This is a genomic window from Acidovorax sp. sif0632, assembly GCF_019218805.1.
Lineage (GTDB): Bacteria > Pseudomonadota > Gammaproteobacteria > Burkholderiales > Burkholderiaceae_C > Acidovorax > Acidovorax facilis.
On the sequence record NZ_JAHUWW010000001.1, the window covers coordinates 287614 to 300657 of the forward strand.

Annotated in this window: 10 protein-coding genes; 1 reads left to right on the forward strand and 9 read right to left on the reverse strand. The window is 65.4% G+C overall.

Annotated features, from left to right (window positions below):
• Window positions 1-54: 54 nt before the first annotated feature.
• The 5 genes from KW832_RS01300 to KW832_RS01320 all read right to left on the reverse strand — a co-directional run bounded on the left by KW832_RS01300 (window position 55) and on the right by KW832_RS01320 (window position 6624).
• Window positions 55-1047 (reverse strand): ABC transporter permease, encoded by a 993-nt coding sequence (locus KW832_RS01300; protein ID WP_218298902.1) that lies wholly within the window; start codon window positions 1045-1047, stop codon window positions 55-57.
• Window positions 1044-2705, reverse strand: a complete 1662-nt coding sequence (locus KW832_RS01305; protein ID WP_218298901.1) for a sugar ABC transporter ATP-binding protein — start codon at window positions 2703-2705, stop codon at window positions 1044-1046. The genes KW832_RS01300 and KW832_RS01305 overlap by 4 nt, the downstream gene beginning before the upstream one ends.
• 160 nt (window positions 2706-2865) lie before the next feature.
• Entirely contained in the window at window positions 2866-3819 is a 954-nt protein-coding gene (locus KW832_RS01310) for a sugar ABC transporter substrate-binding protein (RefSeq protein ID WP_218298900.1), read from the reverse strand.
• 304 nt (window positions 3820-4123) lie between these two features.
• Window positions 4124-5806, reverse strand: a complete 1683-nt coding sequence (locus tag KW832_RS01315) for an AMP-binding protein (protein WP_099731323.1) — start codon at window positions 5804-5806, stop codon at window positions 4124-4126.
• A 74-nt stretch (window positions 5807-5880) separates the two neighbouring features.
• The gene (locus KW832_RS01320; protein WP_218298899.1) at window positions 5881-6624 is read right to left on the reverse strand and encodes a hypothetical protein; all 744 of its coding nucleotides are present in this window, start codon (window positions 6622-6624) and stop codon (window positions 5881-5883) included.
• A gap of 98 nt (window positions 6625-6722) precedes the next feature.
• On the opposite strand from KW832_RS01320, the gene KW832_RS01325 reads away from it, so the two are divergent.
• Window positions 6723-7619 carry a triacylglycerol lipase gene (locus KW832_RS01325; RefSeq protein ID WP_218298898.1) on the forward strand — a complete coding sequence of 299 codons (897 nt, stop codon included), beginning with the start codon at window positions 6723-6725 and terminating at the stop codon, window positions 7617-7619.
• Window positions 7620-8806: 1187 nt separating this feature from the next.
• On the opposite strand, the gene phhA is transcribed toward KW832_RS01325, so the two are convergent.
• The 4 genes from phhA to KW832_RS01345 all read right to left on the reverse strand — a co-directional run bounded on the left by phhA (window position 8807) and on the right by KW832_RS01345 (window position 13041).
• On the reverse strand, window positions 8807-9646 hold the full coding sequence (phhA, locus tag KW832_RS01330; RefSeq protein ID WP_218298897.1) for a phenylalanine 4-monooxygenase: 840 nt from the start codon (window positions 9644-9646) through the stop codon (window positions 8807-8809).
• 65 nt (window positions 9647-9711) lie between these two features.
• Window positions 9712-10680: a tripartite tricarboxylate transporter substrate binding protein gene (locus KW832_RS01335; protein ID WP_218298896.1), complete on the reverse strand. Its 969-nt coding sequence runs from the start codon at window positions 10678-10680 to the stop codon at window positions 9712-9714.
• 73 nt (window positions 10681-10753) lie between these two features.
• On the reverse strand, window positions 10754-11866 hold the full coding sequence (gene hppD / locus KW832_RS01340) for a 4-hydroxyphenylpyruvate dioxygenase (RefSeq protein ID WP_056059508.1): 1113 nt from the start codon (window positions 11864-11866) through the stop codon (window positions 10754-10756).
• Between the two features lie 185 nt (window positions 11867-12051).
• Window positions 12052-13041: a lipase secretion chaperone gene (locus KW832_RS01345; protein WP_218298895.1), complete on the reverse strand. Its 990-nt coding sequence runs from the start codon at window positions 13039-13041 to the stop codon at window positions 12052-12054.
• Window positions 13042-13044 lie beyond the last annotated feature (3 nt).

Genomic DNA, 13044 nt, shown 5'->3' on the forward strand with positions numbered 1-13044 from the left:
AAAAGAAGAATGAGGTCGTTGTTGGTGGGGCAGACGGTCGCGGTAATCAGTCTCTCAGACCTTGGCGCGGCGCTGGCGCAGCGTGTCCACGATCACAGCCGCCACGATCACAAAACCCGTGATGATGCGCTTGCTGGGCTCGCTGGCGCCCACCTGGGCCAGACCCGCCTCCAGCACCGCGATGATGAGCACGCCAAACGCGGTGTTGACCACCGAGCCGCGCCCGCCCATGAGGCTGGTGCCGCCAATCACCACGGCCGCAATCACCTGCAGCTCCATGCCGGTTCCGGCGTTGGGGTCGGCGGCTTCCAGCCGGGCCGACTGCATCAGGCCCGCCAGGCCCGCCAGCAGGCCGGTCATGGCAAACACGATGACGCGGATGGGGCGCGGGTCCACACCGGCCAGGCGCATGGCTTCTTCATTGGTGCCAATGCCCACCACGCAGCGGCCAAACACGGTGCGCGACAGCACCAGCTGTGCCACCACCACCAGCACCACGGCCAGCAAGAAGGCGAACGAGATGCCGCCAAAGAAGGGTGCCGACAGCCACGAGATCGCATCGCCCACGTACTGCGTGCGCGAGTCGGTCACCACATAGGCGCTGCCACGCACGGCTTCGAGCATGCCCAGCGACACGATGAACGAGGGCAACCGCCATGCGACGGAAATCATGCCGGTGATGGTGCCGCACACCAGGCCCGTGGCCAGTGCCAGCACGGCGGCGGCGGGCACCGTCCAGCCCCACTGCAGGATGGCGGCGGCCGAGGTGGCTGCGGCCAGCGCCATCACCGAGCCCACCGACAGGTCGATGCCCGCGATGATGAGCACAAAGGTCATGCCCACGGCCATCACGGCCAGGGCCGGGATTTCGTTGGCGATGGTGATGAAGGTCTCGGCGCTCCAGAAGTATTCGGACAGCGACGAGAACAGCGCCACCATGCCCGCCAGCACGGCCAGCAGGCCCAGGTAGGTGCCCAGCTGGCTGCGCCAGACCGAAGCGGAGGAAGGCGCCGCAGCGGGCGCGGCAGATGCGGTGGGGGCGTTCATGCGGTCACAGGAGAAGAGGTTGAAGGGGTGGTGCTGGTGCGCCCGCCGGGCTCGGAGAACGCGGCCGCCAGCAGCGATTGCTCGGACCACTCGCCGCGCTCGAACACGGCCACCAGGCGGCCTGCGCTCATCACGCCGATGCGGTCGGCCATGGCCATGAGTTCGCGCAGGTCGGACGACACCATGAGCAGCGCGCGGCCTTCTGCGGCCATGCGGTCCAGCTCGCCATACAGCTCGGCGCGCGCGCCCACGTCCACGCCGCGCGTGGGTTCGTCGAGCAGCAGCACGCGGCCTTCGCGGTGCAGCCAGCGGGCGAACACCACCTTTTGCTGATTGCCGCCCGAGAGCTGCCCCACGGGCTGCTCGGCGCTGCGGCAGCGGATGCCCAGCGTGCGCACAAAGCCTTGCACCAGGCGGCTTTCGAGCCCGCGCTGCAACCAGCCGCCGCGCGACACGGCCGACAGGTCGGACAGTGTGGCGTTGATGCGGATGGGTTGCGAGAGGAGCAGGCCCTGGGACTTGCGGTCCTCGGTGACGAGGCCCACGCCAGCAGCGATGGCCTGCAGGGGCGATGCAAAGCCCCGGGGCAGGACGCGGGAGGCAGGTGCTGCTCCCGGATTTGAATTTGCTACTTTTTTGATAGCTGGTTGGGCTTGTCCATCGAGCGCAGAAGGCTGTTTTTGTTCAAATTCCGGGTGCAAGGTGACGCTTCCCTGGTCCGCCCGGTCGGCGCCAAACAACAGGCGAACCAGCTCGGTGCGGCCCGACCCGACCAGCCCGGCAATGCCGAAAATTTCACCGGCCCGCAGCTCCAGGCTCACGTCCTGCACGGCGGTGCCCCGGCCCAGGCCCTGGGCGCTCATCACCACGGGGCCGACGGGGCGGCGCGGGCGGTGGTCCAGGTCGCTCACCACGCGGCCCACCATGCGCTGCACGAGGTCGTCTTCGCTCATGCCCGCCATGGGGCGCACGTCCACCAGGCGGCCATCGCGCAGCACGGCCACGCGGTCGGCAATGCGGCGCAGTTCTTCGAGCCGGTGCGACACGTAGATGATGGCCACGCCGCGCGCGGTGAGGTGGGCGATCTGCTCAAACAGGTAGTTGGTCTCGCGCGGCGTGAGCATGGCCGTGGGCTCGTCGAGCACCAGGATGCGCGTGTCGTCCTGCAGATTGCGCGCAATCTCCACCATCTGCTGCTGGCCGATGCCCAGCTGCGAGACCGGGGTGGCGGGGTCGATGTTGTCGAGCCCGATCTTGGCCAGCTGCGCACGGGCGGCGGCGTGCAGCACATCGCGCTGCAGCCAGCCCAGGCGGTGTGGCAGGCGGCCCATCAACAAATTCTCGGCCACGGTGAGCGTGGGCACCAGGCCCAGCTCCTGCATCACCATGCGCACGCCGTGGCGCTCGGCATCGCGGCGCGACGTGGGGGCGTAGGCCTGCCCCGCCAGCTGCATGCCGCCGCGCGTGGGCTGCTCCAGCCCGCACAGGATCTTGGACAGCGTGCTCTTGCCCGCGCCGTTTTCCCCGGTCAGCGCCAGCACCTCGCCCGCAAACAGCTCCACGTTCACGCCATCGAGCACGGTGGCGGTGTAGTCCTTGCCCACGGCCTGGATGGCGAGCAGGGGCGTGGCTTGTCGGGCGGCGGAGGGGCTGAGCATGGTGGTGTGATGGGGGCGACTGCAGAGCGGGCTTTATGTCTTGAGCGGTGAACAAAGCTCAGCGAAGCGGTTCTGGCTAGGCGCCGTGTCGCAGGCAGTACTGGAAGTACGACAAGACACGGCAACAACGCCAGAAGAGCTTTGTTCTCCGCTCCGAGGCTTACTTGCTGTCTTTCGTCACCAGCACCACCTCCGTCTTCACCGTGGCGGGCAGCTGGTTCTGCGGCGTCTTGGCGGCCAGGGCCTTCTGCGCCAGCTCGATGCCGAACACGGCCTGCTTGGCGGCGTACTGGTCAGCGGTGGCCAGCACGCGGCCGTCGGCCAGCATGGGCTTGATGGCGCCAATGTTGTCATAGCCCACCACCTGCACCTTGCCGGTCTTGCCCGCAGCCTTCACGGCGGCCACGGCGCCCAGGGCCATGCTGTCATTGCCGGCCAGCAGGGCGACCAGGTCAGGGTGCTCGCGCATCATGCCGGCGGCCACGGTGTTGCCCTTTTCGATCTCCCAGTTGCCTGACTGCACGCCCACCACGGTGATGTTGGCGGCCTTCATGGCGTCCTGGTAGCCCAGGGTGCGCTGCTGCGCATTGAAGGTGGTGGACACGCCTTCGATGATGCCGACCTTGTCGCCGGCCTTCAGCGTCTTGGCCAGGTGGTCGCCCACCAGCTTGGCGCCTGCACGGTTGTCGGGGCCCACGAAGGGTACGGTGATGTTCTTTTCCTTCAGCGCGTCGGCATCGAGCTGGTTGTCGATGTTGACCACGAGGATCCCCTTGTCGATGGCCGTCTTGACCACGGGCACCAGCGCCTTGGAGTCGGCGGGTGCCAGCACGATGGCGCTGACCTTCTGCGCCATGGCTTGTTCGATCATCTTGATCTGCGCTGCCGTGTCGGTCTCGTTCTTGATGCCGTTGGCCACCAGCGTGTATTCCTTGGCATGGGCCTTCTGGTGCGCCTTGGCGCCGTCTTCCATGGTGCGGAAGAACTCGTTGGCCAGCGACTTCATGATGAGCGCGATCTTGGGCTTGTCCTGCGCAAACGCAGGGCTGGCCAGCAGGCTGCCCACAACGGCGAGGGCGGCGGCGGTCTGAACGGAACGGCGGGTGAACTGCATGGGTGTTGTCTCCAGGTTGGAATGTGGACTGAGGCGACCGACAGCGTGGAGGGAAATTCGCAGCTGATACAGCAAAAAAGAAGCGGCTGCGGGTGCCCGGTGCCTTGTCGCGAACTGGATGATAGCGAAAGCAAACGTTTGCGCAAACGTTTGCTAATCAGTAAAAACCCGAAGATAGGGACATGGGAGCACCAGGTTCCGGCGGATGGCGTCCATGGGTTGCACCAAAGAAAAAGGGCGCTAAAGCGCCCTGGGGAGAGGATGCATGGGGCTGCACTCGGGGCGCACCCCCCCATGAATGGCGTCAAGCCTTGCGCAGCTCGCGCCGCAGGATCTTGCCCACATTGCTCTTGGGCAGCTCGTCGCGGAACTCGATGTACTTGGGGCGCTTGTAGCCCGTGAGGTTCTGGTGGCAGTAGTTCGCCACTTCGTCCTCGGTCAGGGCCGGGTCGTTCTTGATGATGAACACCTTGATGGCCTCGCCCTGCTTCTCGTCGGGAACGCCAATGGCCGCGCATTCGACCACGCCGGGGCACAGGCTGATGACCTGCTCCAGCTCGTTGGGGAACACATTGAAGCCGCTCACCAGGATCATGTCCTTCTTGCGGTCGATGATGCGGGTGTAGCCCTGCGGGTCCATGATGCCGATGTCGCCCGTGCGCATGAAGCCGTCGGGCGTGAAGGCCTTGGCGTTTTCTTCGGGCTGGTTGTAGTAGCCCACCATCACGTTGGGGCCGCGGATGCAGATCTCGCCCGACTCGCCCTGGGGCAGGCTGTTGCCTTCGTCGTCCTTGATGGCGATGTCGATGCCCGGCAAGGGCAGGCCGATGTTGCCGCTGAAGGTGGTGCTGATCACCGGGTTGTTGGTGCCGATGGCGCAGGTCTCGCTCATGCCCCAGCCTTCGATCATGGTGCTGCCGGTCACTTTCTGCCACTGCTTGGCCGTGCCCTCGCTGGCCGCCATGCCCCCGGCCTGCGACACGCACAGGTGCGAGAAGTCGAGTGTCTTGAACTGTGGGTTTTGCAGCAGCGCGTTGAACAGCGTGTTCACCGCAGGCAGCATGTGGAAGGGGCGCTTCTTGAGTTCGGCCACGAACTTCGGAATGTCGCGCGGGTTCGGGATCAGCGTGAGGCTGGAGCCCTGGCGGATGGCCAGCAGGCACAGCGTGAGCGCGAAGATGTGGTACAGCGGCAGCGCGGCGATGGAGTTGGCCTTGCTCAGGTCGCCCACCTTGGACAACGCGGGCGTGAACCACGCCTCGGCCTGCAGCGTGGCGGCCACGATGTTGCGGTGGGTGAGCACCGCGCCCTTCGACAGGCCTGTGGTGCCGCCCGTGTACTGCAGGAAGGCGATGGAATCGAGCGTGGCCTGGCTGGGCGCGAGCGACTTGTGCTCGCCCAGCGACAGCGCCTTCTTGAACGTGACGACCTTGCGGCCGTTGGACAGCGGCAGGTCATACGCAGGCACCATCTTGGCGAGGTGGCGCACGGCGAAGGTGATCCATTTGCCAAACCAGAAGCCCAGCAGGTCGCCCATGGAGGCCATCACCACATGCTTGACGGCCGTGTGGTCAATGACCTCAGCCAGCGTGTGGGCAAAGTTCTCCAGGATCACGATGGCCGTGGCGCCCGAGTCCTTGAGCTGGTGCTCCAGCTCGCGCGCGGTGTACAGCGGGTTCACGTTCACGCAGGTGTAGCCAGCGCGCAGCACGGCGGCCATGGTCACGCCAAACTGCGGGATGTTGGGCAGCATGATGGCCACGCGCGCGCCGGGCTCCAGCCCCAGGCTCTGCAGATAGGCGCCCAGCGCGGCCGAGCGGCGTTCCAGCTCGCCGTAGGTCATCCACTGGTCCATGCAGACCGAAAACGGGCTCGATGCGTGTTTGCGGAACGACTCTTCCAGCAGGTGGGCCACAGAGCGGTATTGCTCGGGCTTCACGTCGTGTGGGACGCCCGGGGGGTAGCTCTTGAGCCAGATCTTTTCCATGCGCTTGTTTCCTTGTGCTCGCCAAATGCCATTGATAGGTGGGCACAGATTGTGGAAGGCGGGCGCGTAACGGGCTATCGGGCTTGTCCTAGTGTGCTGGCGAGCTGGGTCCCGCAGGTGACAGGATCGGCATCGAACAATTGCTCCATCAGCGCCCGCTCGCGTTGCTCGATGGTGGCCAGAAACTGCTCCACCCCGCCGCGCTGGCGCGCAAGCTGGCCGAAGGTGTCAAACCCGGCCTCCAGAAACCTCTGCAACGCGCCCATGCCCGCAGCGTTGGCCGGGCCGCGCATCATGCGCAGCATCATCCGCAGGCCGGGGGTGCGCGTGAGGCGCGCCAGGTCATTCCCCATGGCCAGCACGCGCTGCAGCTGCTGCTGGCGCGCATGGCGCTGGCCCACAGTGCGCCAGGCGGTGGTGTAGCGGGCGGCAACGTTGGCCGCATCGGCTTCGCGCAGCAACCACGCACGGCCCATGTCCTGGTCCAGTCCCTCGGTCTGTGCGTGCAGCACCGCCAGGGCCACGGCGGTGTTTACGACCGGTTGGGGGAACATGGTCTGCAGCGTGCCGGCGATGCGGCCAAACTGCAGATCGCGGTCGGTGTAGTCGGTGTCACTGTACAGCTCTTCCAGAAAGAACTGTGCTGCGGGTCCGAACGCGGGCGAGCCCATCAGGTCCGCATAGGTGCCCCGAAAGCGCCGCGCCTGCAGGCTTTTGACGCTGCCCACCGCCGCCCCCAGCGCCGGGTCGCCCGTGCGGTGCAGGCGCAGGGCGGTCACGTCGGCGATGCAGTCGCGGATGGTCTGGGCGGCATCCATGGGGCGGGGTCCTTTCTGCGTTCTGCGGGGTGCGGTGTCGGGCTATGGTCAGACCGCACAATGCGGCTGGTCAATTACAACATCTGCCCATTACCACCATGATCGCGCGCTGGCAACGAATCCTGCTCCTGTTCATCCTGCTGACCATGGCCGTCTGGCTGGTGTGGCAGTGGCCCCATTCACCGTTGCGTGCCGTGCTGGGGGCACTGGTGCCGCTCAGCATTTACCTGGTGGTGATGGCGGTGGAGTTTGTGCTGATGCACATCACCAACCGTGCCGATGCTGCGCCCCGCGCCCGCCTGTCACAGGTCGTGGGTGCCTGGTGGGCCGAGGTGTGGGTGGCGTTGATGGTGTTTTGCTGGCGCCAGCCGTTTCGCCACCAGTCATTGCCCGATTGGGTGCCTGCGCAGCCCACCGGAAAGCGCGGCGTTGTGCTGGTGCATGGCTTCATGTGCAACCGGGGCCTGTGGCTGCCGTGGTTTGCGCCATTGCAAGCACGGGGACATGCCTATGTGGCGGTCAATCTGGAGCCGGTGATGGGGTCGATTGACGAGTACGCCGACATCATCGAAGACGCCGTGCGCCAAGTGACGGCGGCCACGGGGCAGGCGCCGGTGTTGTTGTGCCACAGCATGGGGGGCTTGGCGGCGCGGGCGTGGCTGCGGACGCACCAGGCGGATGGGCGGGTGCACCGGGTGTTGACGCTGGGCACGCCGCATGGGGGCACGTGGCTGGGGCGTTTCAGTCGTGCGGTGAATGGGCGGCAGATGAGCTTGGCGGGGGACTGGGTGGTGGCGCTGCAGCGGGCCGAACCGGCGGGGCGGGCGGCGCTGTTTACGTGCTGGTATTCGAACTGCGACAACATTGTGTTTCCCGCGAGTACCGCCAGTTTGCCGGGGGCGGACAACCGGTTCGTGGAAGGGGTTGCGCATGTGGAGATGGCGTTTGATCCGGGAGTGATGAAGGCTTGTCTTGAGGAGATGGGGTGGGGGTGATTTTTTGATTGTTTTGGCCTCTAGGGATGTCCTGCATAACCCTCGCGAGTCGGTGGTAGTGCGGATCGGGACAGACCGCAAGGCGTCTTTTTGCAGCCAATAGCGGTGCTATTGGCAAGAAAAGCAACGCAGCGGACTGCCCGAGACCGCGCTGCCACAGACCGCAGGGAGTTATGCAGGACATCCCTAGCGCTTATGTATAAAGCGCTAGCAGCTATTGTTTTCATAGTCATCGAGTTTCCGTCTACCGTTCGGGCTGAGCCTGTCGAAGCCTGGGCGCGCTGGTTTGAAGCGCATGCTTGTGGTGAGTGCGGAGGCCGGGAGTCGCCCCGGCGGGCGAGGTACTTGTTCTTTGCTTCGCCAAAGAAAAGTACCCAAAAGAAAGGCGACCCCCAGTCTGCGACCCCTTCGCGTTGCGAAGGGGCAAACCTGCGTCGGGGCGGTTGCGGGGTGCGCCGTGGAACTCGCTTTGCGCCTGCGGCGCGCCGCTCGGACAACCACGGCGAGTCAGTTCACAAGGCATGGGCGCTCCGACGCCCATGCTCACCCCACAACCGCCCCGCCGCAGGCGCAGCCAGCAGGGGGTTGGGCAGTCAAACATCCAACAGCCGAACAGCCAAGCAGCCGCACGGGCCTTTGCTGCGCTCGGCCCCATCTCGCGGTCGCAAGCGCCTCGCGCTGCGCAGGCTGGGCCGAGTGCAGCGATGGCCCGTGTGGATGTCCGATTCGCGGGTTCCCTTCTGTATGCGCCTGGGGCGCGCAGGGCGCGGGGTGGGCATGGGCGTCGGAGCGCCCATGCTTCGTGGTCTAGCTCGCCGTGGTTGTCTGAGCGGCGCGCGTAGCGCAAAGCGAGTTCCACGGCGCACCCCGTGACCGAGCACCCCAGGTTGCCCCGTAGCGCAGCGAAGGGGTCGCAGACAGCAGGGTCGCTTTCTCTTTGGTGACTTTCTCTTGGCGAGACAAGAGAAAGTTACTGCGCCGCCGGGCGCACACCCCGGCCTCTGCCCGTCAACCCAGCATGCGGCCCATCCGCGAGCCTGCGAGCGCGCTCAGGTTTCGAGAAGCCCAACCTGAACGGCCGGTGAGATGCAAAGATTCAGAAAGCTCAGCCCGAACGTCGATTGGCTATCAAAAAAATAGCTGCTAGCGCTTGTTGGATAAGCGCTAGCAGCCATTTTGATCAAAAATCAAGCCGCCACAGCCTCCCGCTCATCCGCAGCAAACTCCGGCAACCCACGCAGCCGCTCATAGATCGGCGCAAAGTCCGCCGCCGTCATCTCAAACAGCTGCTCAAAACTGTCGATCACAAAATACGTCTGCTGGTACGTATCGATCTTGTAGCGCGTGCGCATGGTGCGCTCCAGTTGCAGTGGAATGCGCTGCGGCTCCGGGCTCTGCACCGAATACGCCAGCTCACCCGACGAACTTAAGATGCCAGCGCCATACGCCCGCAACTGCCCCGCTTCGCGGATCAGGCCGAACTCGATCGTGTACCAGTACAAACGCGAGAGCATCTCGCACGACCCCAGCCCCTGCGCCTTCAGACCGCCCTGGCCGTAGCGCTGCACATAGTCCGCAAACACCGGGTTGAACAGCAGCGGCACGTGGCCGAATAGGTCGTGAAAAATGTCGGGCTCGACGATGTACTCGAACTCCTCGGGCTTGCGGATCCAGTCCGTCACCGGGAACTTGCGGTTGGCCAGCAAGGTGAAAAACGGCACCTCGGGGATCAGCCCGGGCACGCCCACCAGCTCCCAGCCTGTGGCCTTGTAGAGGCGCTCGTTGACCTCTTCGAAGCGCGGAATGCGGTCGCTGGCGCCCAGTGAGGGCAGGGCGTCGATGAACGCCTGGCTCGCCAGGCCGGGCAGCAGGGCGCGCTGGCGCTCGTACAGGCGGCGGTAGGTGTCGTGGTCGGCGTCGGTGTAGCTCGCGTAGTCCTGCGGGCAGGTGTAGTCCGCGTTGGCACGCGAGTAGTCGCCACGCGGTGGGCGGGTGGATTGGCCATAGACGACAGGGGCTTGTCCCATTTTTTTCTCCTTTGCCGCCATGGTCGGCGCACCGCGACGGGGGTGCGCACCAGCCCATGCGGCTGCTAATCGATCTTGATCTTTGCGGCCCGGATCAGGAACTCGTACTTGCTGTTTTCCGAGCGCACAAACTGCGCAAACCCGTCGAGCGTCAGCTCTTCAGGCGTGATGCCCATCTTCTTGAACTTCTCCTTGCCAGCGGGCGAATGCATCGCTGCCGAGAACGCATTGGCATACCGGCGCGCGTCGGCATCGGGCAGCGAGGCGGGCGCGAACAGGCCGAACCAGGTCGACACGTTGAAGCCCTGCACGCTGTCGTTGATGCTGGGCACGTTCGGCAGCGCCTCGTTGCGGCTCAACGTGGTTACACCCAGCGCCAGCAGCTTGCCCGACTGGATCTGCGGCAACGCCGAGGCTAGGTTGTCAAACACCATCAGCACCTGGCCGGATTCCAGTGCCGCCAGCGCGGGCTTGGAGCCCTGGAACGGCGTGTGGCCCATCTTGGTGTTGGTGAGCGACTTGAACATCTCGGCCGAGATGTGGCCGATGCTGCCGTTGCCGCCCGATCCGTACTTGGCCTGATCCGGGTTCTTCTTGAGGTACTGCACGAGGTCGGGCGTGGTCTTGATGCCCAGCTTGACCGCCTGCTCCGCATTCACCACCAGCACGTTGGGCGTGCGGGCTACCAGCGCGATGGGTTTGAAATCCTTGAGCGCGTTGTAAGGGAAGTTCTTGTACAGCCAGGGATTGACGGCGTGGGTGGCCACGGCGCCCATCAGCACCTGGTTGCTGGTCTTGGGTGATTTGGCGACCTGGTCGGCACCGGTACTACCACCCGCCCCCGGTTTGTTCTCCACGGTAATGGAGCCAAGCTGGGCTGCAGCACCCTCGGCCACGATGCGGGCCGAGGTGTCCAGCGGACCACCAGCGGGGTAGGGAACCACGATGGTGAGCGGGGCAGAGGGGCTTTGGGCCATGGCAAAGGTGGCCACACAGGTCAGGCCAACACTGAACAGGGTGCTACGGAGCGACATCGGGATCCTTATGAGTTCCGGGGAGCGCGCAGTATAGGCACCTGTTCAGGGTTAACCCTGGATGTCTGATGTCTTAGGTGTTCAGCACGCCACGGCGGATCTGGTCGCGCTCCAGCGACTCGAACAGCGCCTTGAAGTTACCTTCGCCAAAGCCATCGCGGTAGTCGCCTTCGCGCTGGATGAATTCGAAGAACACCGGGCCCAGCATGGGGGTGGAGAAAATCTGCAGCAGCAGGCGGGGCGTGCCGTCGGCCGTGGTGCCGTCCAGCAAGATGCCGCGCGACTGCAGTTCGGGCACAGGCTGGCCGTGGCCGGGCAGGCGGGTGTCCAGCATTTCGTAATAGACCTCGTTGGGCGCGGTGGCCAGCTGCACGCCGGCCATGCCCAGCTTGTCCACCACGTCCAGTAGGTTGTCGCAGATCAGAGCGATGTGCTGAATGCCCTCGCCGTTGAACTGCATCAGGAATTCTTCGATCTGGCCGCCGCCCTGCTTGGATTCTTCGTTCAGCGGGATGCGGATCTTGCCGTCGGGCGCCGTCATGGCCTTGCTGGTCAGGCCCGTGTATTCGCCCTGGATGTCGAAGTAGCGGATCTCACGGAAGTTGAACAGCTTCTCGTAGAAATTGGCCCAGAAGCCCATGCGGCCGCGGTACACGTTGTGCGTAAGGTGGTCGATGAGGTTCAGGCCATGGCCCACGGGGCGGCGGTCCACGCCTTCGATGAACTCGAAGTCGATGTCGTAGATGGACTTGCCGTCTTCAAACCGGTCGATCAGATACAGCGGCGCACCACCAATGCCCTTGATGGCGGGCAGGCGCAGTTCCATGGGGCCGGTGGGGATCTCGATGGGCTGGGCGCCCAGCTCCAGTGCGCGGTTGTAAGCCTTGTGCGCATCCTTCACACGGAAGGCCAGGCCACAGGCGGAGGGGCCATGCTCGGCACCAAAGTAGGCGGCCTGGCTGTGGGGCTCGCGGTTCAGGATGAAGTTGATGCCGTTCTGGCGGTACAGCACCACATCCTTGGAGCGGTGCTTGGCGACCAGGGTGAAACCCAGCTTTTCGAACACGGCCTCCAGCACGCCGGGCTGGGGCGAGGTGAATTCGACGAACTCGAACCCCATCAGGCCCATGGGGTTGTCCCAGGCTTCCAGTTGGGCGGCGGTTTCTTGCGGCAAGGCGGCGTTCATGGGGTGTCTCCGGCATTCGTTGAGGAATGTCATGGACTGTAGGCGCGCCCTGCCTCATGTTTCTGGCGAAATCAAGAGGCTTGGGCCTCCCATTTGCAGGAATATTGTGAATGATCAAATTTCAGCGCATGACTAGGGCGCTGCTGAATCGTGTAGCCGCTGTCTTTTGCGTACGGCCACCGGCCTCACGACCCTGGCGTAACCGGTGGCAGGCGCCGCAGCGCCAGGGCGGCGTCGATGCGCTGCTGCTCCTCGGCAGAGAAAAGCTGCTGGCGCAGTCGCTGTAGCGCGGGGCCTTCGCCTTGTTGGGTGCGCGCCTGGGTGTATTGGTCGAGCCGTTGCTGCCAGTGTTGTTCTTCCCGGTCGAGCTGGGCCATCGCGTGGGCGGCGGCCTCGCCGTATTGCGCACTGCGGGCCGCGTGGCGGGTGCGCTCGTCGGTGTTTTGCGCGTTGAACGCGGCGGTTTGGGCGGCGGCGTTCAGGTGTTCGGTGGTGGCGGCGCGCTCGGCGCGGCGTGCTTGGGGCAGTTCGTTCTCTGCATCGCGCAAGGCCTGGGCGCGTTGCTCGGCGGTGAGCTGGGGGTTGCGTTCGATTTCCAGGCGCGCCAGGGTGTAGCGGTCGAGCTCCGCCTCGCGGGCGAACAGGGCGTCGTGCTCGGGACCGTCAAAAAACTGCTGGCGTACCTTGTGGCGGGCTTCCAGCGCCTCGCGCAGGGCACCGGGGTCGTTCGGGTCCTGGGGAGGGCGCAGCTGGCCCAGGGCCACTCGGTAGTCTACATAGCGCTCGGCCAGCGCCAACGCCCGCGTGGCCAGGGCTGCCGGGAAGTGTTTGCCCACCAGCGCCGCCAAGCGTTGTTTGAGTGCGGCGGGGTCTGTCGCGCCGTCCTCCAGGGCTTCTGTGAGCAGCGCCTCCAGCGTGTCGCGCAGGCCGTGCACCAGCAGGGGGTCTTCACTGCCGTCGGGGTCGGTGGCGCGGCGGGTGGCAAAGAAGCTGCTCTCCATGGGCCGCGCCGACAGGGTCTGGCCTGCACCGCCGGTTGGCGCTGCCGCCGCGCCGGGCACCGAACGCGGGTCCACCGCGCCCGGCAGGCCTTGCTGTGAACCCGGCCACCAGACCACGGCGGCCGTGGCGGCGACCAGGGCCACCCCTGCGGCGAAGGCGCGGGCGCGGTTCACGGC

What these genes read in the sequence shown, in the direction of transcription:
- hppD (WP_056059508.1), bottom strand. Translation starts at nt 11,866, where the DNA reads ATGAACGCCGCCTTGCCGCAAGAAACCGCCGCCCAACTGGAAGCCTGG.
- KW832_RS01320 (WP_218298899.1), bottom strand. Translation starts at nt 6,624, where the DNA reads ATGGATGCCGCCCAGACCATCCGCGACTGCATCGCCGACGTGACCGCC.
- KW832_RS01335 (WP_218298896.1), bottom strand. Translation starts at nt 10,680, where the DNA reads ATGTCGCTCCGTAGCACCCTGTTCAGTGTTGGCCTGACCTGTGTGGCC.
- KW832_RS01300 (WP_218298902.1), bottom strand. Translation starts at nt 1,047, where the DNA reads ATGAACGCCCCCACCGCATCTGCCGCGCCCGCTGCGGCGCCTTCCTCC.
- phhA (WP_218298897.1), bottom strand. Translation starts at nt 9,646, where the DNA reads ATGGGACAAGCCCCTGTCGTCTATGGCCAATCCACCCGCCCACCGCGT.
- KW832_RS01315 (WP_099731323.1), bottom strand. Translation starts at nt 5,806, where the DNA reads ATGGAAAAGATCTGGCTCAAGAGCTACCCCCCGGGCGTCCCACACGAC.
- KW832_RS01305 (WP_218298901.1), bottom strand. Translation starts at nt 2,705, where the DNA reads ATGCTCAGCCCCTCCGCCGCCCGACAAGCCACGCCCCTGCTCGCCATC.
- KW832_RS01325 (WP_218298898.1), top strand. Translation starts at nt 6,723, where the DNA reads ATGATCGCGCGCTGGCAACGAATCCTGCTCCTGTTCATCCTGCTGACC.
- KW832_RS01310 (WP_218298900.1), bottom strand. Translation starts at nt 3,819, where the DNA reads ATGCAGTTCACCCGCCGTTCCGTTCAGACCGCCGCCGCCCTCGCCGTT.